23 protein-coding genes are annotated in these 22,353 nt (G+C 68.5%); 11 read left to right on the plus strand and 12 right to left on the minus strand.

What is annotated here, in order from left to right:
• Nucleotides 1-91: 91 nt before the first annotated feature.
• The 6 genes from BLV60_RS32990 (at nt 92) to BLV60_RS33015 (ending at nt 7,480) form a co-directional block, all read left to right on the plus strand.
• Entirely contained in the window at nt 92-967 is an 876-nt protein-coding gene (locus BLV60_RS32990; RefSeq protein ID WP_093059878.1) for an ABC transporter permease, read from the plus strand.
• A gap of 5 nt (nt 968-972) precedes the next feature.
• Complete coding sequence (locus BLV60_RS32995; RefSeq protein WP_093059880.1) at nt 973-1,962, plus strand: ABC transporter ATP-binding protein; 990 nt, start codon at nt 973-975, stop codon at nt 1,960-1,962.
• Nucleotides 1,959-2,786 carry an ATP-binding cassette domain-containing protein gene (locus tag BLV60_RS33000; protein ID WP_093059882.1) on the plus strand — a complete coding sequence of 276 codons (828 nt, stop codon included), beginning with the start codon at nt 1,959-1,961 and terminating at the stop codon, nt 2,784-2,786. Before BLV60_RS32995 ends, BLV60_RS33000 begins: the two co-directional genes overlap by 4 nt.
• Nucleotides 2,787-2,897: 111 nt before the next feature.
• Nucleotides 2,898-4,391, plus strand: a complete 1,494-nt coding sequence (locus BLV60_RS33005) for an ABC transporter substrate-binding protein (RefSeq protein WP_093059884.1) — start codon at nt 2,898-2,900, stop codon at nt 4,389-4,391.
• A 216-nt stretch (nt 4,392-4,607) separates the two neighbouring features.
• Complete coding sequence (locus BLV60_RS33010; protein ID WP_093059886.1) at nt 4,608-6,095, plus strand: ABC transporter substrate-binding protein; 1,488 nt, start codon at nt 4,608-4,610, stop codon at nt 6,093-6,095.
• Nucleotides 6,086-7,480, plus strand: a complete 1,395-nt coding sequence (locus BLV60_RS33015) for an amidase (protein ID WP_093059888.1) — start codon at nt 6,086-6,088, stop codon at nt 7,478-7,480. Before BLV60_RS33010 ends, BLV60_RS33015 begins: the two co-directional genes overlap by 10 nt.
• A 95-nt stretch (nt 7,481-7,575) precedes the next feature.
• Here the strand turns inward: BLV60_RS33015 and BLV60_RS33020 are convergent, their stop codons facing one another.
• On the minus strand, nt 7,576-8,202 hold the full coding sequence (locus tag BLV60_RS33020; protein ID WP_093059890.1) for a YitT family protein: 627 nt from the start codon (nt 8,200-8,202) through the stop codon (nt 7,576-7,578).
• A 40-nt stretch (nt 8,203-8,242) separates the two neighbouring features.
• A complete protein-coding gene (locus BLV60_RS33025; RefSeq protein ID WP_093059892.1) occupies nt 8,243-9,103 on the minus strand; it encodes a LysR family transcriptional regulator in 861 nt (286 codons plus the stop codon).
• 111 nt (nt 9,104-9,214) lie between these two features.
• Here BLV60_RS33025 and BLV60_RS33030 point away from each other — a divergent pair, with 111 nt between their 5' ends.
• The 3 genes from BLV60_RS33030 (at nt 9,215) to BLV60_RS33040 (ending at nt 12,745) form a co-directional block, all read left to right on the plus strand.
• Nucleotides 9,215-9,613, plus strand: a complete 399-nt coding sequence (locus BLV60_RS33030; protein ID WP_093059894.1) for a tautomerase family protein — start codon at nt 9,215-9,217, stop codon at nt 9,611-9,613.
• 39 nt (nt 9,614-9,652) lie between these two features.
• Nucleotides 9,653-11,011, plus strand: coding sequence for a tetratricopeptide repeat protein (locus tag BLV60_RS33035; RefSeq protein ID WP_093059896.1), 1,359 nt, complete (start codon nt 9,653-9,655; stop codon nt 11,009-11,011).
• Nucleotides 11,012-11,149: 138 nt separating this feature from the next.
• Complete coding sequence (locus BLV60_RS33040; protein ID WP_093059898.1) at nt 11,150-12,745, plus strand: N-acyl-D-amino-acid deacylase family protein; 1,596 nt, start codon at nt 11,150-11,152, stop codon at nt 12,743-12,745.
• A 16-nt stretch (nt 12,746-12,761) separates the two neighbouring features.
• Here BLV60_RS33040 and BLV60_RS33045 read toward each other — a convergent pair whose 3' ends face one another.
• Both BLV60_RS33045 and BLV60_RS33050 read right to left on the minus strand, forming a co-directional pair.
• A complete protein-coding gene (locus tag BLV60_RS33045) occupies nt 12,762-13,460 on the minus strand; it encodes a histidine phosphatase family protein (protein ID WP_093059900.1) in 699 nt (232 codons plus the stop codon).
• A gap of 76 nt (nt 13,461-13,536) precedes the next feature.
• Nucleotides 13,537-14,118 (minus strand): Yip1 family protein, encoded by a 582-nt coding sequence (locus BLV60_RS33050; RefSeq protein WP_093059902.1) that lies wholly within the window; start codon nt 14,116-14,118, stop codon nt 13,537-13,539.
• 125 nt (nt 14,119-14,243) lie between these two features.
• On the opposite strand from BLV60_RS33050, the gene BLV60_RS33055 reads away from it, so the two are divergent.
• Nucleotides 14,244-14,957 carry an alpha/beta fold hydrolase gene (locus BLV60_RS33055; protein ID WP_093059904.1) on the plus strand — a complete coding sequence of 238 codons (714 nt, stop codon included), beginning with the start codon at nt 14,244-14,246 and terminating at the stop codon, nt 14,955-14,957.
• An 18-nt stretch (nt 14,958-14,975) separates the two neighbouring features.
• On the opposite strand, the gene pcp is transcribed toward BLV60_RS33055, so the two are convergent.
• The 7 genes from pcp to BLV60_RS33090 are packed head-to-tail and all read right to left on the minus strand — an operon-like array spanning nt 14,976 to nt 19,974.
• Entirely contained in the window at nt 14,976-15,638 is a 663-nt protein-coding gene (gene pcp / locus BLV60_RS33060) for a pyroglutamyl-peptidase I (protein ID WP_093059906.1), read from the minus strand.
• 30 nt (nt 15,639-15,668) lie between these two features.
• Nucleotides 15,669-16,409, minus strand: a complete 741-nt coding sequence (pxpA, locus tag BLV60_RS33065; protein ID WP_093059908.1) for a 5-oxoprolinase subunit PxpA — start codon at nt 16,407-16,409, stop codon at nt 15,669-15,671.
• Between the two features lie 34 nt (nt 16,410-16,443).
• Nucleotides 16,444-17,442, minus strand: a complete 999-nt coding sequence (locus tag BLV60_RS33070) for a 5-oxoprolinase subunit C family protein (protein ID WP_093059910.1) — start codon at nt 17,440-17,442, stop codon at nt 16,444-16,446.
• Nucleotides 17,439-18,101 (minus strand): 5-oxoprolinase subunit PxpB, encoded by a 663-nt coding sequence (gene pxpB, locus BLV60_RS33075; RefSeq protein WP_093059912.1) that lies wholly within the window; start codon nt 18,099-18,101, stop codon nt 17,439-17,441. The genes BLV60_RS33070 and pxpB overlap by 4 nt, the downstream gene beginning before the upstream one ends.
• A gap of 6 nt (nt 18,102-18,107) precedes the next feature.
• Entirely contained in the window at nt 18,108-18,611 is a 504-nt protein-coding gene (coaD, locus tag BLV60_RS33080) for a pantetheine-phosphate adenylyltransferase (RefSeq protein WP_081269908.1), read from the minus strand.
• A 43-nt stretch (nt 18,612-18,654) separates the two neighbouring features.
• A complete protein-coding gene (locus BLV60_RS33085; protein WP_093059914.1) occupies nt 18,655-19,305 on the minus strand; it encodes an RsmD family RNA methyltransferase in 651 nt (216 codons plus the stop codon).
• Nucleotides 19,306-19,338: 33 nt separating this feature from the next.
• Nucleotides 19,339-19,974 (minus strand): LysE/ArgO family amino acid transporter, encoded by a 636-nt coding sequence (locus BLV60_RS33090; RefSeq protein ID WP_093059916.1) that lies wholly within the window; start codon nt 19,972-19,974, stop codon nt 19,339-19,341.
• Between the two features lie 75 nt (nt 19,975-20,049).
• Between BLV60_RS33090 and BLV60_RS33095 the strand changes: the two genes are divergently transcribed.
• Nucleotides 20,050-20,967: a LysR family transcriptional regulator ArgP gene (locus tag BLV60_RS33095; protein WP_093059918.1), complete on the plus strand. Its 918-nt coding sequence runs from the start codon at nt 20,050-20,052 to the stop codon at nt 20,965-20,967.
• 7 nt (nt 20,968-20,974) lie between these two features.
• Here BLV60_RS33095 and BLV60_RS33100 read toward each other — a convergent pair whose 3' ends face one another.
• Entirely contained in the window at nt 20,975-22,351 is a 1,377-nt protein-coding gene (locus tag BLV60_RS33100; protein WP_093059920.1) for a M16 family metallopeptidase, read from the minus strand.
• Nucleotides 22,352-22,353 lie beyond the last annotated feature (2 nt).

Below are 22,353 nucleotides of genomic sequence, written 5' to 3' on the forward strand. Positions count from 1 at the left end.
TGATGCTGCTGGCGGCCATGGTGGTCATCGTGAACTTCGTGGTCGACGTGCTGTATGCCGTGATCGACCCGCGCATCAAGGCCAGCGACATATGAACGCGATCACAGCTCCGAGCGCTGCTGCGCTCAAGGTCCCCGGCTTCTGGCGCCGCGCGTTGCACCACCGCAGCTTCGTGCTGGGCGGCGCGCTGACGCTGCTCCTGCTGCTCGCCGCTACCGTTTCGCTGGTCTGGACACCCTGGTCGCCCTACGACATGGACATGGCCAACAAGCTGAAGCCGCCGACGGGCGCGCACTGGCTGGGCACCGACACCTACGGGCGCGATGTGGCCTCGCTGCTGCTGGTCGGCGCGCGTGCATCAATTCTCGTGGGCGTGATCGCGGTCGGCATCGGCCTCGTGGTCGGCACCGCGCTGGGCCTGCTGGCGGCGGCGAAGCGCGGCTGGGTCGAGGAAGCCATCATGCGGCTCACCGACTTCTCGCTCGCCTTCCCTGCGATCCTCTCGGCCATCATGATGACCGCCGTGTTCGGCGCGGGCATCGTCAACGCGATCATCGCGATCGGCATCTACAACATCCCGACCTTCGCGCGCATCACACGGGCTTCTGCCAACGCGATCTGGTCGCGCGAGTACGTCGCCGCCGCACGCGCCTGCGGCAAGGGCCCGTTCGCGATCACGATGCAGCACGTGCTGCCCAACATCTCGGCCGTGCTGATCGTGCAGATCACGATCCGCTTCGCCATCGCCATCCTGGCCGAAGCCGCTCTCTCCTACCTGGGCCTGGGCACTCAGCCACCGCAACCCTCGTGGGGTCGCATGCTCAGCGAGGCGCAGACGATGATGTTCCAGTCGCCCCTGCTGGCCGTCTTCCCCGGCATGGCCATCGCACTCGCGGTGCTGGGCCTGAACCTGCTCGGCGACGGCTTGCGCGACCTGCTCGATCCGCGGCTGGCACGCGCAAGGTAAGCAAGATGCCCCTGCTCGAAGTCAAAGACCTGCACATCGAACTGCAGACGCAGCGCGGCCCCGCCGAGGCTGTGCGCGGCATCGGCTTCACGCTGGAGCGCGGCGAAACGCTGGGCATCGTTGGCGAATCGGGCTGCGGCAAGTCGATCACCGTGATGTCGCTGATGGGCCTGCTGCCCTCGACCGCGAAGGTCACGGGCAGCATCCGTTTCGACGACACCGAGCTCATCGGCCGCGACGAGAAAGCCATGTGCCAGATCCGAGGCAACCGCATCGGCATGATCTTCCAGGAGCCGATGACGGCGCTGAACCCGGTGCACACCATCGCGCGCCAGGTCGGTGAACCGCTGCGGCTGCACCGCGGTCTCTCGAAGGCCGACGCTCGCAAGGAAGTGCTCGCGCTGCTCGACCGCGTGGGCATTCCCGACGCGGCTTCGCGCCTGGACGCCTATCCGCACCAGTTCTCCGGCGGCCAGCGCCAGCGCATCGGCATCGCGATGGCGCTCGCCTGCGGGCCCGACCTGCTGATTGCCGACGAGCCGACGACCGCGCTCGACGTCACCATCCAGAAGCAGATCCTCGAACTGATCCAGAGCCTCGTGGCCGAGCGCGGCATGGCGCTGATCCTGATCTCGCACGACCTCGGCGTGATCGCGCAGACGGTCTCGAAAATGCTCGTGATGTACGGTGGCAGCGTGGTCGAGAGTGGCCCGACGGAGGCGGTGTTCGCGCGCCGCGCCCATCCTTACACGCAGGGCCTGTTCGCCGCGCGTCCCGCCATCGGGGCACCGCGCGGCCTGCGGCTGGCTACCATCAAGGGCAGCGTGCCCGAGCTGGTCGACCTGCCGAAGGGCTGCCCCTTCGCGGGCCGGTGCAGCTACACCGTCGAGGCCTGCAAGACCACCCGGCCGCCAGCCACGATGCTGCCGCAGGATCACGCGGTGCGTTGCATCCGGCTCGAAGAGATCGCCACGGAAGGGGCCATCGCACCATGAGCACGGCCACCACTCCACCGCTGCTGCAGGTCACCGATCTCGTACGCCACTACGCATTGCCGCGCGAAAAGCTCTTCGGCCCGCCACCCACCGTGAAGGCGCTCAACGGCGTGAGCTTCGAGGTGCAGGCCGGCAAGAGCGTGGGCATCGTCGGCGAATCGGGCTCGGGCAAGTCGACCATCGCTCGCCTCGTGATGGCGCTCGACACACCCACCTCGGGCAGCGTGCGCCTCGAAGGTCGCGATCTGCATGCGCTGCCCAAGGCCGAACTGCGCACCGCGCGGCGCGATTTCCAGATGGTGTTCCAGGACCCCTACGGCTCGCTCGACCCACGCCAGACCGTGGCGCGCATCGTCGCCGAACCGCTCGAAGCGCTGGCCGAAACCAGCCGCGCCGTGCAGCGCGAACGCGCATCGGAAGCACTCGCCGCAGTGGGCCTGCGCACCACCGACATGGACAAGTACCCGCACGAGTTCTCGGGCGGACAGCGCCAGCGCATCGCCATCGCACGCGCCCTCATCACGCGCCCCAAGCTCATCGTCGCCGACGAGCCGGTGAGTGCGCTCGACGTATCCGTGCAGGCCCAGGTGCTCAACCTCATGCAGGACCTGCAGCAGCAGTTCGGCATCAGCTACCTGCTCATCAGCCACGACCTCGCGGTGGTCAACCACCTGTGTGACGAGGTCTGCGTGGTGTGGAAAGGCAAGATCGTCGAGCAGGGTCCGCCCGCCGAGCTCTTCCATCACGCCCAGCACGAGTACACGCGCACGCTGCTCGATGCAGTGCCGCGCACGCCCACGGGCGGCACGCTGCTGCCGGCCTGACACCGAAGCGTCGCCCGCAGTCTCTAGGATGAGTGGGTCATAAGCATCTGGTTGCGCTGGCGCCCTGCTCTCGCGGATGATGCTTGCCCCCTGTTCCGAGGACACCGCTTCATGCTCAAACGACGCACCCTGCTCGCCACCGGCGCCGCAGCCCTGACACCGCTGGCCCTGCCGACCATCGCGCTGGCGCAGAGAAAAAAAGATTCGCTGGTGCTCGGCCTCACGCTGGAGCCTACGGGCCTCGACCCCACGGCCAAGGCCGGCGCCGAGATCGCCGAGGTGGTGCTCTACACCGTCTTCGAAACCCTCACCAAGATCAACTCCGACGGCAGCGTCACGCCGCTGCTGGCCGACAGCTGGGAGGTGTCGCCCGACCTGAAGACCGTCACCTTCAAGCTCAAGCGTGGCGTGAAGTTCCAGAACGGCGAACCCTTCAACGCGCAGAGCGTCAAGTTCTCGTTCGACCGCGCGGCCGCGGCCAACAGCACCAACAAGGACAAGCGCACCTTCACCAATATCGCGACGCAGGCGGTCGACGAGCACACGGTGGTGCTCATCACGAAGGAGATCGAGCCCGACCTGCTGTTCCTGCTGGGCCAGGCCTCGGCAATCCAGGTCGAGCCCAAGACCGTAGAGACCAACGCCACCAAGCCGGTCGGCACCGGGCCCTACAGGCTCGACAGCTGGTCCAAGGGCTCGGGTATCGTGCTCGCCAAGTGGGACGGCTGGCGCAATGCCGACACGGTGCAGATCCGCAAGGCCAGCTTCCGCTTCATCTCCGAGCCGGCCGCGCAGACCACCGCGCTGCTCTCGGGCGACATCGACCTGTTTCCGCATGCCTCGGTGTCGCGCAGCCTGCCGCAGTTCCAGAACGACAAGCGCTTCCAGGTGGTGTTCAACGCCTCGCGCGGCAAGACCATCCTGGCCATCAACAACAAGCGCAAGCCGCTGGACGACGTGCGCGTGCGCCGCGCGATTTCCGCGGCCATCGACCGCAAGGCGGTGATCGAAGCCGCCGTCGACGGCCGGGGCGTACCCATCGGCAGCCACTACGTGCCGGGCGCGCCGGGATACATCGACACCACCGGCATCAACCCCTACAACGTCGAGAAGGCCAGGCAGCTGCTGGCCGAAGCCGGCGTGAAGACGCCGCTCGAACTCGAGCTCGTGCTGCCGCCCCCGCCCTATGCACGCCAGGGCGGCGAGCTGATCGCCGCGCAGCTAGCCAAGGTGGGTATCGTCGCGAAGATCCAGAACGTCGAATGGGCGCAATGGATCAGCGGCACCTACGGCAACAAGAACTACGACCTCTCGCTGATCCTGCACGTCGAGCCCTTCGACCTGGTGAACTACACCAAGCCCGAGTACTACTGGGGCTACCAGTCGGCCAGGTTCAACGAGGTCTTCGACAAGGCGCGCAACGCCGCGCGTACCTCCGACCGCCTGCGCTACCTTGGCGACGCGCAGCGGCTGCTGGCGGAAGACGCGGCCAACGTCTTCCTGTACCAGCCGCAGTTCATTACCGTGGCGGCGCGCAACCTGCGCGGGCTGTGGAAGGACACGCCGATCTTCGTGAACGACATCGCGGCCCTGTCCTGGGGCTGACCCGGCTCTCTCGCCTACGGGAACGTCCCGAGGAAAAACCGCCCCGCGGGCCGCGCACCGGCTCGCCCCCTGCGAGAGAATGACCGGCTGCGCACGTGGCATCTTTCGTGCTGCGTGTCGTGTCTTTCGCGGCGTCGCGCCTCCCTTCGGGGCATGGCGCACGCCGGAGCAGTCGTCATTCGAACCTGGCTTGTTGTCTATCCGGAGATCACACGTATGTTGAACCGTCGCACCCTTCTCACCACCGCCGGCGCCACCGTTGCGCTGGCCACCCCGCTCGCCGGCATGGCGCAGGGCCGGAAGGACGCCATCGTGATCGGCATGGCGCTCGAACCGCCGGGGCTCGACCCGACCACCGGCGCCGCCGCCGCCATCGCCGAGGTGGTGCACTACAACATCCTCGAGACGCTCACCAAGATCAACGCCGACGGCAGCGTCACGCCGCTGCTGGCCGAGAGCTGGGAAATCTCGCCCGACCTGAAGACCTACACCTTCAAGCTGCGGCGCGGCGTGAAGTACCAGAACGGCGAGCCCTTCAACGCGGCCACCGTGAAGTTCTCGTTCGACCGCGCAGGCGGCGAGAAGAGCACCAACAAGGACAAGCGCACCTTCGCCAACCTCGCGACCCAGGTGGTGGACGACTACACCGTCGTCATCATCAACAAGGAGATCGACCCCGACCTGCCCTTCGTGCTGGGCCAGGCCACGGCCGTGATCGTCGAGCCCAAGAGCGCCGATGGCAACGCCACCAAGCCGGTCGGCACCGGCCCCTACAAGCTCGACAGCTGGGCCAAGGGCTCGTCGATCACGCTGAGCAAGTGGGAAGGCTTTCGCAGCCCCGCCACCGCGAAGATCAACAAGGTCACGTTCCGCTTCATCTCCGACACCGCTGCGCAGGCCGCTGCCATGCTCTCGGGCGACGTCGATGTGTTCGCGCGCATCGGCACGCGCGTGGTGCCGCAGTTCAAGGCGAACCCGCAGTTCCAGGTGATCCTGGCGGGCTCGCGCGCCAAGACGATTCTTTCGATCAACAACAAGAAGAAGCCACTCGACGACGTGCGCGTGCGCCGTGCCATTCTTGCCGCCATCGACCGCAAGGCCGTGATCGAAGGCGCGGCCGACGGCTTCGGCGTGCCCATCGGCAGCCACTACGTGCCGGGTGCGGCGGGCTATGTCGACACCACCGGCATCAACCCCTTCGACATCGAGAAGGCCAAGAAGCTGCTGGCCGAAGCCGGCGTGAAGACGCCGCTCGAACTCACCATGACGCTGCCGCCGCCGCCGTATGCCCGCCAGGGCGGCGAAGTGATCGTGGCCCAGCTCGCCAAGATCGGCATCGTCGTGAAGGTGCAGAACGTGGAATGGGCCCAATGGCTCAGCGGCACCTACGGCAACAAGGACTACGACCTGTCGATCGTCTCGCACGTGGAGCCCTTCGACCTCGGCAACTACGCCAAGTCGGACTACTACTGGGGCTACCAGTCGAAGGCCTTCAACACGCTGTTCGACAAGATCAAGTCCACGGCCAGCGCCACCGAGCGCAACAAGCTGCTCGGCGACGCGCAGAAACTGCTGGCCACCGACGCTGCCAACGGTTTCCTGTACCAGCCGCAGTTCCCGACCGTCGCGAAGAAGAACGTCAAGGGCATCTGGAAGGACAACCCGATCTTCGTGAACGACCTGTCGGCGCTGTCGTGGGGTTGAACGACCTGTCCGCACAGGAGCTTGCCGCGGCCTACCGCGACCGCAAGCTCTCGCCGGTGGAGGTCACGCAGGCCGTGATCGCGCAGATCGAGCGCTGGGAGCCGCACCTGCAGGCCACCTGGCTCTTCAGGCCCGAGGCCGCGCTCGAGCAGGCGCGCGCTTCGGAAGCGCGCTGGCAGCGCGGCGATGCGCTCGGCCCGCTCGACGGCGTGCCGGCCACCATCAAGGAAAACATCGCGACGCGCGGTGATCCGATGCCGGCCGGCACCGCCGCCGTCGACCTGAAGCCCGCGGCTGCCGATGCGCCACCGGCCGCACGCTTGAAAGAAGCGGGCGCGGTGATCGTGAGCAAGACGACGATGCCGGACTACGGCATGTTGTCTTCGGGCCTGTCGAGCTTTCACACGCTGGCGCGCAATCCGTGGGACCTGCGCCTGACGCCGGGCGGCTCCAGTGCGGGTGCAGGTGCTGCGGCCGCCGCCGGCTATGGCCCGCTGCATCTGGGCACCGACATCGGCGGCTCGCTGCGCTTGCCCGCGAGCTGGTGCGGCATCTTCACGCTCAAGCCGAGCCTGGGGCGCATCCCCATCGATCCGCCGTACATGGGCCGTGCCGCAGGACCGATGACGCGTACCGTGGGCGACGCGGCTCTGCTGATGCAGGCGCTGTCGAAGCCCGATGCGCGCGACAGCATGGGTCTGCCGCCACAGGACATCGACTGGGCCAGCTTCGATGTGTCACCCGACCATCTGCGCGGCTTGCGCATCGGCCTGCTGCTCGACGCGGGCTGCGGACTGGCCGTGGAGCCTGAAATCCAGGCAGCGGTCGAACACGCGGCACGCCTGCTGGAGAAGGCCGGCGCCATCATCGAACCGATGCAGCCTTTCATGTCGCAGGCGATGCTCGACGGCATGGACCATCTGTGGCGCATGCGCTCGCTGGTGGACATGAAGGGCCTGCGAGCCGACCAGCGCTCGAAGGTGCTGCCCTACATCCGTGAATGGGCCGAGAGCGCGGCGGAGTTCAGCGGCGAGCACGTGTTCCGCAGCTTCAGCCAGTTCCATGCGACGCGCGTGGCGGCGGTGAGCGCCTGCGCGCGCTTCGACTACGTCATCTCGCCGGTGTCGCCGAACATGCCCGCAGCGGCGGAGGCGCCTTCGCCCACGAACGATCCCTTGAGGCCGCTGGAGCACATCGGGTTCACGGTGCCGTTCAACATGTCGGAGCAGCCGGCGGCTTCGGTGAATTGCGGGTACTCGGCGGGTGGATTGCCGATCGGTCTTCAGATTGCCGGGCAGCGTTTCGACGACCTCGGGGTGCTGCGCGTTTCGCGTGCGTTCGAGCAGATTCGGGAGCCTCAGCGGCCCTGGCCTGTTGCGTCTTGACTCTGGTGTTGTTCGGGGAGCGATCACGCCGACGGGGGACATTCGCGCAGGGGAGTACCCGGTGCCATTCGCACGCACCCCGGAGAACAGCAAGCTCAAGTCGCCGCATACCTCCCAGGCTTGTGGTTGATCCAGAGAAAGAGCCCCATCACCACCGCAGCCAGCACCGACCACCCCACACGCTGCGGTGGAATCACGAACAACGCGAGCAACACCACCGTGCAGTCGATCCCGATCTGCACCTTGCCAGCCGGCCACCCGCGCTTTTCCTGCAGGTACAGCGTCAACACCGTCGCACCACCCAGGCTCGCGCGGTGGCGGGCAAGGAACAGACAGCCAGTGCCCAGCAGCAAGCCACCGAGCACGGCCGCAAAAGCCGGGTGCAGTGAATCGATCGACAGGTAGCGCGGCGCCCAGTCGGTCATCAGCGAGAGCAACGCAATGGCCGAGAAAGTCTTGATCGTGAACGCCCGCCCCATGTGGCGCCATGCGAACCAGTAGAACGGCAGGTTGACCAGGAAGAACAGCTTTCCAAAGCTCACGCCGGTGGCGTAGTGCAACAGAAACGCGACGCCGGCCGTACCGCCCGTGAGCAAGCCCGCCTGGCCGAACAGCATCATGGCAATGGCGACGAACAAGGTGCCCGAAAAGATCGCCTGCGCGTCATCGAAACGGGAATGGCGCAGCCATTCCGGTGGGGTTGTGGGAGGTGGCGCATCCATGGCAGACGTGACGCAAATCCCGCGCCACCCCGGGCCGGGCTCACACCAGATGGGTCGCCAGTAGCTCCCGGGCCCGGGTCACGAACGCCGTTTCTCCCCTGCGACCGGGCAAGAACTCGAAGGCGACACGCGGCAGCGCCGGCAGCCCGTGGGGGGTGGCCAGCCGCGCCACGCCGTCGCTGATGGCCGATTCGTTGAGGCAGGCCACGCCCAGCCCGGCGGCCAACGCCGATTGCAGCCCCGCCACGCCCGAGGCCACGTGCGCCAGCGCGTAGGGCACCCGCCGGCGCCGCAGCAGCGCCACGGTGAACTGGTGCAGCGAACAGGTGTCCGGCAAGGCCAGCAGCCGCACCGGCTCGCCACGCACGAGCCGCATGCCCGCCGCGCCCAGCCACACCAGCGATTCGCGCCGGATCACCGACGCCCGGGGCTGCGCGGCGGAAACGCCGGCGATGTTCATTGCCACGCCCACATCGAAATCTCCGCGCGCATATGCAGCGCGCAGATCGTCGCTCTTCAGGATGGTGACGTGCAGCCGCACTTGCGGATAACTCTCGCCGAGCCGCCCCAGCAGGCGCGTCAGGTCTCCGGGTCGGAAGTAGTCGGTGACGGCGAGGCGCAGCTCACCCTGCAGTGTCTCGCCGTGCAGGTCGCGAAACGCCTCGTCGCTCAGCGACAGGATGCGCCGCGCATAGCCCAGCAGCCGCACGCCCGCCTCGGTGGGTGAAACGCCCGCCTTGCTGCGCGTGAGCAGCGACTGCCCGGCCCGCTCTTCCAGCTTGCGGATCTGCTCGCTGACCGACGACTGCGAAAGGAAGACGCGCGGCGCGGCGGCCGTCAGGCTGCCCGCGTCGACGACCGCCGCCAGCGTGCGCAGCTGCTCCAGATCAAAGCCTTGCATGACTCATCCATCCGTTAATCCGATGAAATCCATCATATCTTCCCGCTTTTCCGATTGACAGGGAGTTCCCACAATCACCCCATCGACCACTCATTCACCCAGGAGTCCACCATGCCCCACATCGTCGTCCACCTCTCCGGCCAACCCGATGCCGCCCTCACCCGCAAGACCGTCGACACGGTCGCCGAGCTCACCCAGAGCGTGCTCGGCAAGCAATTGCCGGTGATCGCCATCACTGTGCAGTACATCGCCGCCGACGCCTGGTTCATCGGCGGCCAGACGCTGGCCTCGCTGGGCAAGTCGGCCTTCCATCTCGACATCAGCATCACCGACGAGACCAACACCAAGGCCGAGAAGGCGCGCTACCTGCGCGAGGTGCACGCGGCCATGGCGAAGATCCGGCCGGACCTGCACGAGGTGTCGTACATCCACGTGATCGACGCGCGCGGCGCGGCCTACGGCTACGGCGGCAAGACGCAGGAGTACCGCCACCAGCAGGCCGGTGTCTGAGTCGTTGAAGCATCTCCGGGGGCATGGCACCATGCCGCCATGCCCTCCGGAAAACCGCTCGCCGACAGCCTCGGCAACCCGCTCACCCTCGACGACCCCACCAGCCTGCCGCTGGTCGACGACTTCGTCATGGGGTTCATCTCGACAGAGGCTCGCGCCGTCAACCTGATCGCCGTGGCCGACACCGATGCGAGCCCCATCGTGCAGGCCTACTGCGCCACGCTGCACCTGTTCGCCGAATCGCGCGAGGCCGTGGCCAACGCCCGGCCATTTCTCGACAAGGCCCGCGCCGGCGCCGCACGCGCCACGCCGTGCGAGCAGCGCTACATCGCGGCCATCGAGGCCTGGGCCGAGGGCGACATCGCCAGCGCGATCGCACTGCATGCCGAGCAGGCCCGCGAGCATCCGCGCGACCTGGTGTCGGTCAAGCTCGGCCAGTACCACTGCTTCAACACCGGCGACTGCCCCGGCATGCTCAAGCTCGCGCTGGCGGTGCTGCCGCACGCGGCCGACGTGCCCTACGTGCACGGCATGGCGGCCTTCGGCTACGAGCAGTGCCACCTGATGCGCGAGGCCGAGGCGAGCGCACGCCGCGCCATCGCCATGTGCCGCAAGGAGCCGTGGGCGCACCATGCGCTGGCGCACGTGATGCTCACCGAGGGCCGGCTCGCCGAAGGGCTGGCGTTCATGCAGAGCGTGAGCGACACCTGGACCGGCCTCAACTCGTTCATGGTCACGCACAACTGGTGGCACATGGCGCTGTTCCTCATCGACCTGGGTCGCGATGCCGAAGCGCTCGCGGTGTACGACGAGCATGCCTGGGGCGTGGTGAAGGACTACTCGCAGGACCAGATCGGCGCCGTCTCGCTGCTCGCACGGCTGGAGCTCGCGGGCATCGACGTGGGCAGGCGCTGGGAGGACGTGGCCGACTACCTGCGGCAGCGCCAGGCCGACCACGTGCTGCCCTTTCTCGACCTGCAGTACCTCTACGGCCTGGCGCGCGCTGGCCGGCCCGAAGCTGACGTGCTGTTGCGCAACATCGAGGCCTTTGCGCCAACAGCGCCGCCGTCGACGCGTGCCGCGTGGCAGCGTGTATGCGTGCCGGCTGCGCATGGGCTGGTGGCGCATGCGCGCGGCAATCTGCCGGCGGCCGTCGAAGGCCTGGGCGTGGCGCTGCCGCGCATGATCGAGATCGGCGGCAGCCACGCGCAGCGCGACCTGTTCGAGCAGGTGTATCTCGATGCGCTGGTGCGCAGCGGTACGGAGGCTTCGCTGTCCGCTGCCCAGGGCATCCTCCAGCAACAGTTCAATGGCCAGCCCGAGTCGCTGCGCCTGCGCCGGCAGACGGCGGCGGTGTACGAGCGCCTCGGCCTCGGGCAGCTTGCGACGCACGCCTGAGCGCATCTGCGAGCACCGCCCGGCAGCCCATGCCTTCAGGTCATGGGGCATGGTGCAAAAGGAATTGGCGATGACCCGGAGGCGGCTCCTAAACTGGCCGCTCCCTATCGACAAGAAGCCTTCAAGGCCCCATCGCCCATGCGCAAGTCTCTCGTCACGCTGGCCGTTCTCTCGGCCCTCGCACCCTTCGCACCCACCCTGCATGCCGCCGACGGAACGCCCGTCGCGCTCGACCTGCTGCTGCGCGGCGGCACCGTCTACACGGGCGACTCCGACACGCCGGTGGTGGGCGATGTCGGCATCGCGGGCGACCGCATCGTGTTCGCGGGCAAGGCGGCGCCAGCGCAGTTCACGGCAAGGCGCGTCATCGACGCCACGGGCATGGTGGTGGCGCCGGGCTTCATCGACGCCCACACGCATGCGGATGCCGACCTGCACTCGAACGATCCGAAGAAGCGGCTGAACATCCCGTTCATCACGCAGGGCGTGACCACCGCGGTAATCGGCAACGACGGCTTCGGCGGCTTCGACATCGCGGCGCAGGCGCAGAAGCTGCGTGCCGCGCCGGTGGGCACCAACGTGGCCATGTACGTGGGCTTCGGCCCGGTGCGCATGAGCGAGTTGGGCGAAGCCAACCGGGCACCGACGCCCGAGCAGCTCGAGGCAATGAAGAAGCGCGTGAGCCAGGGCATGTGCGAAGGCGCGCTTGGCCTTTCGACCGGGCTCTTCTACACGCCGCAGAACTTCTCGAAAACCGAGGAGGTCATCGAGCTCGCGAAGGTGGCGGCGCGGCACGGCGGCCTGTACGACAGCCACATCCGCGACGAGTCCATGTACAACATCGGCCTCAAGGGCTCCATCGACGAGGCGATCCGCATCGGCCACGAGGCGAAGCTGCCGGTGCATGTGGCGCACATCAAGGCGCTGGGCGTGGACGTGCAGGGCCAGAGCGGCGACATCATCAAGCGCATCGAGAAGGAACGCGCGGGCGGGCTGGATATCACGGCCGACCACTATCCGTGGACCGCGTCGAGCACGCGCTTCTCGGCCGCGCTGCTGCCGCCCTGGGCCAACGAGGGCGGCCGTGCGGCGACGCTGCAGCGCTTCGACGACGCCTCGCAGCAGGAGCGCCTGCGCAAGGACATGCGCGAGAACCTGCGGCTGCGCGGTGGCCCCGAGGCCATCCTGTTCTCGGCGGGCAGCACGAAGTACGTGGGCAAGACGCTGGCCGACGTGGCCAAGGCGTCGAACGCCGATCCGGTGGAAGCCGCCATCGCGGTGCTGCGCGACGGCGACCTGATGATCGCCTCGTTCAACCAGAGCGACGACGACGTGCGCGCCTTCATGAAGCGGCCGTGGGTCATGACCTCGTCCGACTCGTCGCTGGGCCATCCGCGCGCCTACGGCACCTTCGCGCGCAAGTACGAGCAGTACGTGGTGAAGGAGCACACGATCTCGCTGGCGCAGTTCATCCGCAGCAGCTCGTCGCTCACGGCCGACACGCTGGGGCTGAAGCAGCGCGGGCACCTGCGCCCGGGCTACTACGCCGACGTGGTGGTGTTCGATCCGGCGCGCTATGCGGCGAAAGCCACCTACACGCAGCCGACGCTGCTGTCGGAAGGCGTGAGCACGGTGCTGGTGAACGGGCAGCTCGCCGTCGACGGCGGCAAGCCCACAGGCGTTGGCGCCGGCCAGCCGCTGCTGCGCACGCCGAAGGCGGGCAGCTGCGGCTGAGGCCGAGGGCCCTTCCTCAATCCTTGTTCTTCAGGTGCCGCGTCTGGTCGTAGGTCGGCTGCGGCGGCAGGTCGGCCAGGTGCCGCGTGTCGGCCCACTCGACGATCTCGATGTCGTCGGGCCGGGCCGCGTCGGCGATGCGGATGCGGTTGAAGCCCGCATTGGGAATGTCGCTCTGGCGCGGCCCGCTCAGGCTCAGGCCCCTTGCAGTGCGCCACACCATGTCGAGCACGCCGCCATGGGTGACGACGATCAGGTGCTGCCCCTTGTGCGCGGCGGCGATGCTGCCCAGCGCCGCGATGATGCGCGTGTGGAACTCGCGCGCCGTCTCGCCCTCGGGCATGGCATGGTCTTCGCGAAACTCCAGCCACTCTTCCCAGGCGCGCGGATGCAGGCTCTGGATTTCGTCGGAGCGCATGCCCTCGACCACGCCGAAGAACTGCTCGCGCAGCCCCGCAGAAGTGACCACCGGCAGCGACAGCTGCGACGCCGCGGGCGCTGCGGTCTGCTGCGCCCGCATGAGGTCGCTGCTGAGAATGTGCTGCACGACTGTCTCGCCGGCCAGCCGCAAGCCGAGGCGGCGGGCCTGCTCATGGCCGATGTCATTGAGCGGAACATCGGCGTGCCCCTGAAAGCGCAGTTCGCGGTTCCAGGCGGTTTCGCCGTGGCGGATGAGGATCAGGTCGGTGGTGGTGTCGGGCTTGGGCGTTGGCATTGACGCCCATTTTCCACCGTGCGCGTGACGCTCGGGCTTTTGTGGCCCGCAAGCTGTTGCTCGACCGCCACCGCGCCTAGATCCGCACCGGCGACGGCGTGAGCAGCGCCAGCACCCACGCGATGATGAAGCCGCCGACGATGGCGCAGACCACCACAACCGCGGTGTACGCAATGGCCTTGTCGGGCGGGCACTTCATGAGCACCGGCAGGCCGGTGTAGAGCAGGTACACGCCGTACAGTGCTGCCAGCGCACCAAGGACCGACAGCGAAGGCAGCAGGCTGAAGATGCCGCCTACAAAGGCTGCGGTGCTGGCATAGGCCGACAGTTTGAGCGCGCCGATCTGGCTCCTGGTGCCCTCGAAGGTCGGCGCCATTGCGTCGATGATGAGTGCGAGCACGAACACCATCACCAGCGACAGCACGTAGCCCACGACCATGTTCGCGAGCCCCGAGACGATCGGCACGCGAAAGCTCACACCGAAGGCGCCAATGCCGATCAGCGACAGGCCGATGAAGCTCGCCACCGCCGGGATCAGCGCGAGGATCATCACGTAGTTCTTGTAGAGCGAAGCAGCGTCGGCCGGCTCCGCGTCGATCTCGGGCCATGTGGCCTTGGGCTTGAGCAGGATGGATTGCGCGCGTTCAACCAGGTTCATTGAGAGTCCTCGGCATGGGTCTCAAAAGTATGCCGAGGTCGCTCCCGGATGACTGCTGGCCAGGAAGCCTATGCCATGCGCCATGCCGCGACGCTGGTTGCCGCATTCGCGCAAAATCCGTCTCCATGCCCAATCTCATCCTGCTGCCCGGCCTCGCTTGCGACGAGCGCATCTGGGAAGCCCAATTGCCCGCCCTTCCCTCCGCCTTCGGCGCCCGCGTGAGCGACGTCCAGCGGCACAACGACTCCATCGAGGGCATGGCCGCAGCCGTGCTGCGCGACAACGAGGGGCCGCTGATTCTGTGCGGCGCCTCGATGGGCGGCATGGTCGCCATGGAGGCGGCCCGCCAGGCGCCCGGGCGCATTACCGGGCTCGCGCTGCTCGGCACCAGCGCACGGCCCGAGACGCCCGACATGTTCACGCTGCGCGAGGGCGCCATCGAATACTTCGAGCGAGGCGAAGTGCGCGACGTGATCGAGCCGAACGTCTACTTCGCCTTTCACCCCACGCAGGCGGCCGACCCGGTGATGGTCCAGCGCTATCTCGACATCGTGCTGGGCGCGGGCGCGGAGCAGCTCATCCGCCAGAACCGCGCGGTGATGCGACGGCCCGATGCGCGGCTGCACCTCGCGTCGCTGCGCGCACCGGTGCTGCTGGTGTGCGGCGACGAAGACCGGCTCGCGCCGCCCGAGTGCACGAGCGAGATGGCGGCGCTGCTGCCGCAGGCGCAAGTCGTGTGGGTGCCCGAATGCGGCCACATGCTGACGATGGAAAAGCCCGAGCTCGTCAACGCGGCACTCAACGGCTGGCTGGCGAAGCACTTCCCGGCTGCCGCCTGAACGCGCCGGCTGGCCGCCTCAGTGCAGTTGGCCGCCGGTTTCGGCAACGTCGTGCTTCACCGCGAGCGCGGTGGTCACGGCAATGCGCAAGGCCTTGACCATCGTTTCAAGCGACATGCTCGGCGCACCCGGAAAGCGCGCCGCCTGCTCCGGCAGGTAGGGAATATGGATGAAGCCGCCGCGTTGCCCCGGCACCGGATGCGTCGCGATGCGGTGCATCAGGCCGTAGAAGATGTGGTTGCAGACGAAGGTGCCCGCGCTGTTCGACACCGAGGCCGGCACACCGGCCGCGCGCAGGTCGCGCACCATGGCCTTGATCGGCAGCGTCGAGAAGTACGCGGCGGGAGCCCCCGGCACCACGGGCACGTCGATGGGCTCACGGCCCTTGTTGTCGGCCGTGCGGGCATCGTCGATGTTGATGGCGATGCGCTCCGGCGTGAACTCCGCACGCCCGCCGGCCTGGCCGATGCACAGCACCAGCTGCGGCTGGAGCTCGTCCATCGCGCGGACGAGCGCATCGATGGCATCGCCGAAGACGCAGGGCACCTGGCGTGCATGCACTGTCGCGCGGCCGCTCTTCCAGCCATCGAGCGCGTGCACCGCTTCCCATGACGGATTGATCGCCTCCTGCTCGAAAGGATCGAAGCCGGTCAGCAGGACGTTGATGGGCTTTGCTGCCACGGCACGACCCGTGTGTGTTCAGGCCGTCCGTCAGGCCATCGCCTGGACGGCAATGCCTTCCTGCTGCAGCCGCTCGCGGATGCGGCGCGCAAAGGCCAGTGCGTGGGCGCCGTCGCCATGCAGGCACACGGTCTGCGCATTGACGGGCACGACGCTGCCGTCGATGGCGGTCACTCGGTGGTCGCGCACCAGCGAGAGCGTTTGCGCGATCGACTGCTCTTCGCTCTCGATCAGCGCGCCGGGCTGGCTGCGCGGCACGAGGCTGCCATCGGGCATGTAGCCGCGGTCGGCGAACACCTCTTCGACCGGCGCGAGGCCGGCCCGGCGGGCCGCGTCGATCATGTTGCTGCCCGCTAGGCCGAAGAACTTGAGCGAAGGGTCGAAGCGGCGCACCGCCTCGCACAGCGCGTCCGCCAGCTCGGGCTCCTTCACGGCCTGGTTGTAGAGCTGGCCATGCGCCTTCACGTGCGAGAGCTTGCCGCCCTCGGCCTTCACGATGGCCGCCAGCGCACCCACCTGGTAGAGCACGTTGGCCACGATCTCGTCGGGCGGCAGGTGCATGGTGCTGCGGCCGAAGTTCTCGCGGTCCGGAAAGCTGGGATGCGCGCCGATGGCTACGCCGTTCTGTATCGCCCAGCGCACGCACTGCTGCATGGTCTTCGCGTCACCCGCGTGCCAGCCGCAGGCGATGTTGGCGGAGCTGACGAGTGCGAGCAGGGCTTCGTCGCTGCCGGCGCCTTCGCCGAGGTCGGCATTGAGGTCGATTTGCATGGTGGGGCTTCCTTTTGCGCGAGTTCCGCGGAGTCTATGCTGGGCTCGGCCAGCCTGCAGCAGCCAGCCCTTGCGCCACCTGCGACAGGTAGCGCTGCTGGTCGGCCCATGCGGCCAGCGCCTGCGGCTGGTCGACCTGCACGAGGCGCAGCCTGCCGTTGAGCGGCGCCTGCGCGAGTTTCCAGAGATCGGCGCGAATGATCACGCCGATGCGCGGATAGCCGCCGGTGGTCTGCGCGTCGCCCATCAGGATGATCGGCTGACCCGAGGGCGGCACCTGGATCGTGCCGGGGATCACGCCCGACGAGAGCATGTCGCCGCCGCGCTTGCGCTTGAGCTCGGCGCCCGCGAGCCGGCTGCCCATGCGGTTGCTCTGCGGCGTGATGCGCCAGCGCTCGCCCCACAGTTGCTCGCGCGCGGCCAGCGTGAACAGTTCGAACTCGGGGCCAGGCAGCACGCGCAGGGCGATGGCGCCGTCGTCTTCGTTGGGGCCCCAATCGGGACCGCGCAGGCCGAAGGCTCGGCGTTCGCGCTGCGCTGCGTTCAGCGGCGAAGCGCCCGTAGGAAGTCGGTCGCCCTTGCGCAGCGCACGGCCTTCATGCCCACCGAAGCCGGCCTTGAGGTCGGTGCTGCGCGAACCGAGGATCTGCGGCACGTCGATGCCGCCCGCCACCGCCAGCCAGCTGCGCAGGCCGACCTTCTTCACGCCGGGTGCATTGGCGCCCGCGAGCCTGAGCGTCTGGCCGGCCGCGACCGGCACGCTCCAGCAGGGCCACAGCGGCACGCCGTCGAGGCTTGCACTGAAGTCGTCGCCGGTGAGGGCGATGCGCGTGTCGGCTTCGAACTGCAGCTCGCAGCCGCCCATCGTGAGTTCGAGGCCCGCCGCGCCATCGGCGTTGCCCACGAGCCGGTTGGCCAACGTGAGCGCCAGCACGTCGAGCGCGCCGCCCGGGCAGATGCCGAGCTGCCGATGGCCGTGCCGGCCCAGGTCCTGCACCGACGCGAGCACGCCGGGTTTGCGGATGACGATCATGTCTGCACGCTCTCTGCGACGAAGCGCACGCGGTCACCGGGACGCAAGAGCGTCGGCGATTCGGCCGTGGGGTCGAACAGCTCGAGCGAGGTGCGGCCGATCAGCTGCCAGCCGCCCGGCGACACCAGCGGGTAGATGCCGGTCTGCTCGCCTCCGATGCCGACCGAGCGCGCGGGCACCGCCGTGCGCGGCTCGGCGCGGCGGGGCGTGGCGAGTTCGGGCGGCAGGCCGCCCATGAAGGCGAAGCCCGGCAGGAAGCCCAGCAGGTAGACGATGTATTCACCGCCGCTGTGGCGCCGCACCACCTCGGCCGGCGTGAGGCCGGTGTGGGCGGCGACATCGGCCAGGTCCGGCCCGTGCTCGCCGCCGTAGGCCACCGGAATCTCGACCAGCCGGCCCGCCACGCCACCAGTCGGCAGCTTCGGCCATGCCTCGAGAACGTACGCAGTGAGCGCGTCGAGGTCGATCGCGGTCGGATCGAAAGTGAGCGTGAGGTTGTTCATGCCCGGCAGCGTTTCGCCGACGCCGGGCCATTGCCGGGCGCGCTCCGCAAGGGCCCAGATGCGCTGCTGCTGCGCCAGCGTGGCCGGCGCGGGCAACTCGCAGAGCAGCGCTGCATCGCCCAGAAGATGCAGTCGGGGCGGCGGGGTGCCGCTCATCGCGGCTTATTCACGGCCGAGGCTGCGGACTTTGGCCGCCAGCTGCTGCTCCACGTTGGGAGAGACGAACTTGTGGACCTCGCCGCCGAGCATGGCGATCTCGCGCACGAAGGTGCTCGAGATGAACTGGTACTTGTCGCTGGGGGTCAGGAACACGGTCTCGACATCGGGCATCAGCGAGCGGTTCATGCCCGCGAGCTGGAACTCGTAGTCGAAGTCGGTCACGGCGCGCAGGCCGCGCACCATGGCCTTGCCGCCACGCGCGACGACAAAGTCGCGCAGCAGGCCCGAGAAGCTCTCGACGGTGACCTGGTCGCTGTAAGGCTTGACGGCCTCGCGGGCCATGTCCATGCGCTCTGACAGCGTGAACAGCGCCTTCTTGTGGTGGCCCGCCGCGACGGCGACGATCACCTTGGAGAAGAGCTGGGTGGCACGGCGCACCACGTCCTCGTGGCCGAGGGTGATGGGGTCGAATGTGCCGGGGTAAACCGCGATGACGTTGCTGGCCATGGTTGCTTCTTCCTCATGCTGCCGGTGCGGCTTGTTCGGCGGATTATGCAGTCCCCTCGGCAGCCAGCCGCAACAGATGGGCGTGCACTGCGCCGGCCTTCAGGTAACGGAAACCGACAAGGCCGAAGGCGGCCAGTTCTTCATCGCTCCAGCGGCGCGGTGCTTCGAGGTACACCGAGCCGCCGGCACGCAGCGCACGCGCGGCGGCGCGCAGGGCCGGTTCGTAGAGGGCTGTGCTGTCGAAGGGCGGGTCGAGGAACACGGCATCGAGGCTGCCGGAGGGCGCGCGTTCGAGGGCTGTGACGCCGTTGCCGCGCTCGATGCGCACAGCCTCGGCGCTCAGCTTGGTCTTGGCGGCCTGGAGCTGCGCGACCAGCGCGGCGTCCTGCTCGCACAGCAGCACATTCGCCGCGCCGCGCGAGGCGGCCTCGAAGCCGAGCGCTCCGGTGCCCGCGAAGGCGTCGACGCACTGCCATCCCGGCAGTTCGCCGCCACCAGCGCCTGCGAGGCTCGCGAGCCAGTTGAACAGGGTTTCGCGTACGCGGTCGGGTGTGGGGCGCAGGCCGGGCTTGTCGGCCACGGCGAGGCGGGTGCGCTTCCATTCGCCGCCGATGATGCGCACCTCGCTGGGCTTCGATGGGCGCTTGGGCTTGGGTGCGGCGGGACGGGAGGCGGGGGCGGCTTTCTGGGGCATGCGGCGAGCTTAACGCCGCCCGCATGCCCGCTTTCAGAGCCCTGCAAGCGCTCGCTGTGCCAGCATGGCGGCCAGCAGAAGCATGGTGCCGCCAATGAGCGCATCGAGCATCTGCCAGGCGCGCGGCCGCGCGAACACCGGTGCGAGCAGCCGCGCGCCGAAGCCCAGCGAGGTGAACCACAGCGCGCTCGCCGTGGCGGCGCCCGCCACGAACCAGACTTTGAGCAGCCCCGCGTACTGCGCGCCCGCGCTGCCCACGAGCAGCACTGTGTCGAGGTAGACGTGCGGATTCAGCAGCGTGAAGCCGGCCGCCTGCGCCACCACGGCCACGCGCGACAGCGAAACGCCCTGCGCCGTGGTCTGCAGCGCGGCGGGCTGCCGCGAGCGCCACAGCGCCTTGAGCCCGTAGCCGCAGAGAAAGGCCGCACCGAGCCCCGCGAGCACGGTGGCCAGCATCGGCCGCCCCTGCAGCGCCTGCGCCATGCCGGCGACACCGGCGCCGATCAGCACCGCGTCGCTGGCCGCGCAGAACAGCACCACCGCGCCCACGTGTTCCCGGCGCAATCCCTGGCGCAGCACATAGGCGTTCTGTGCGCCGATGGCGACGATGAGGACCAGGCTCATGAAGAGCCCGTTGGCGAAGGCAGTGGTGACGTGTACGGCTTGCATGCTTCGAGGATGCCGCCCGCTCAGGATTAATTCAAACTAAACTTTCTTAATCCTATTCAGTTTTACTTCATCACCATGCTCGACTACGCCGCGCTGAACGCCCTTGCCGCCGTCGTACGCGAGGGCAGCTTCGAACGCGCCGCCCGCGCGCTGCACGTCACGCCCTCTGCGGTGTCGCAGCGCATCAGGCAGCTCGAAGAGCGCACCGGCGGCGCGCTGCTGGTGCGCGGCCAGCCCTGCGTCGCAACGGAGGCTGGGCTGCAACTGTGCCGGCACGTCGAGCGCGTGGGCATGCTGGAGCACGAACTGCGCGAGGCCCTGCCCGCCCTCGGTATGGGCGGCGACGAAGCGGGCGGCGAGCGCGTCACGGTGCGGGTGGCCGTCAACGCAGACAGCCTCGCAACCTGGTTCGTGGCCGCCGCCGCAGCCTTCGCCACGCAGGAACAGGCCGCGCTGCTCGACCTCACGGTGGACGACCAGGACCATACGGCCGAACGGCTGCGCAGCGGCGCGGTGTTCGCGGCGGTCACCGCGCTGGCGCAACCGGTGGCGGGGTGCAACAGCGAGGCGCTGGGCACGATGCACTACGTGGCGGCCGCGAGCCCCGCATTCGTGCGTGAACACTTCTCCAAGGGCGTGGGTGCCCGCACGCTGGCGGACGCCCCGAGCCTGGTGTTCGACCGCAAGGACCGGCTGCAGACGCGCTGGGTGCGGCGCATCTGCCACCGCAATGTCGAGACGCCGCGGCACTGGATCCCTTCGCCCAACGCATTCGTCGAGGCGGCGTGCGCAGGCATGGGCTGGGGTATGCATCCGGCCAGCATGGTGGCCGGTGCAATCAAAGACGGCAGGCTGGTGGAACTGGTGCCCGGCTCGACGCTGCCGGTGCCGCTCTACTGGCAGCAGGCGCGGGCGGCGCCGCGGCTGCTCGAACGGCTTGGGGCGGCGGTGCGGGCTGCCGCCAGCAGCGGCCCGCACGCCCTGGTGGTATGACCGCCGATCAGGGCTGCGCCTTGGCGGTCGTCTTGGCTTCCTTGCCGCCCACCACCACCGTCACCATGCGTTCGGGCTGCAGCTTGCGCTGGAAGGCCGCCTTGACGTCGGCCGCCGTGACTGCGTTCATGCGCGCGGTCCAGGTGTCGAGGTAATCCAGCGGCAGGTCGTGCCAGGCGATGTTGGCAACGTTGCCGATCAGCTTGCGGTTGCTGTCCAGCAGCAACGGAAAGCCGCCGATCAGGTTGTCCTTCGCGGCCTTCAGTTCGCTCGCGGTCGGGCCTTCGGCCACGAACTTCGCGAGCACTTCGCGCGACATCTTCACCGCCTCTTCGGCCTGGTCGGGCCGGGTCTGGAAGCCGACGCGGAAGGCGCCCGCCTCGAGCCCCGGCGCGAAGCCGCTGTAGATGCTGTAGGTCAGGCCGCGCTTCTCGCGCACCTCGTTCATCAGGCGCGAGACGAACCCGCCGCCGCCGAGCACGTAGTTGCCGAGCGTGAGCGCGAAGTGGTCCGGGTCCTTGCGCGGATAGCCGGGCTGCCCGATGAAGACGTGGGCCTGTGCCGAGTCGAAGGAAATGCGCTCGTCCTTGGGCGCTGTCAGCGCGGCCACTGGTGCAACGGCAGGCAGCGGCGTGCAGGCCTCGGGGCCGGGCAGGCGCGACAGCAGCGTGGTCGCGATCGTCTCGGCCTCGGCACGCGTCACGGCGCCCACGATGCTGAGCTTGGCGCGGCACGGCACGATCAGCTGCTGGTAGCGCTGGCGCATGGCGGCGGTGTCGATGCGCGCGAGCGTTTCTTCCGTCACTTCCTGGCCGTAGGGGTGCACGCCGTACACGGCTTGCGCGAAGGCGCGGCCCGCAACGGTCGCGGGCTTGGTGTTGGCTTCCTTGATGGCCGCATTGATGCGCTCGCGCTCGCGCAGCCACACGTCGTCGGGAAATGCCGGCTCGCCGATCTCGCGCGATGCCAGCGCCACCGCCTTGTTCAGCAACGCCGGATCGGACAGGGTGCGCAGCGAATAGCTGGTGCGGTCGGTGCCGGCGCTCACGTCGAAGCTGGCGCCCAGATCGGCCCAGGCTTCGCCCAGGGCGTTCTGGTCGAGCGCCGGTTCGCCGCTCTTGCCGGCGCGCACGCCCTTCTCGACCATGGTCGCGGTGGTGCTGGCCAGGCCGGCCTGTGGTGCGGGGTCGCGGCGGCTGCCGGCGTCGAAGTCGATCTGCACGTCGACGATCGGCAGCGCGTTGGTCGACACGAGGTAGATTTTTGCGCCGTTGGCCAGCGTCCACTGCTGGATGGGCAGCGCGGCCTGCGCGCTGGTGATGCCCACGATGGCGGTGACGCCCGCGAGCAGGGCGCACTGGGCGATCTTCTTGAGAGTTTTCATGG

Source organism: Variovorax sp. YR634 (assembly GCF_900106655.1).
Taxonomy (GTDB): domain Bacteria; phylum Pseudomonadota; class Gammaproteobacteria; order Burkholderiales; family Burkholderiaceae_C; genus Variovorax.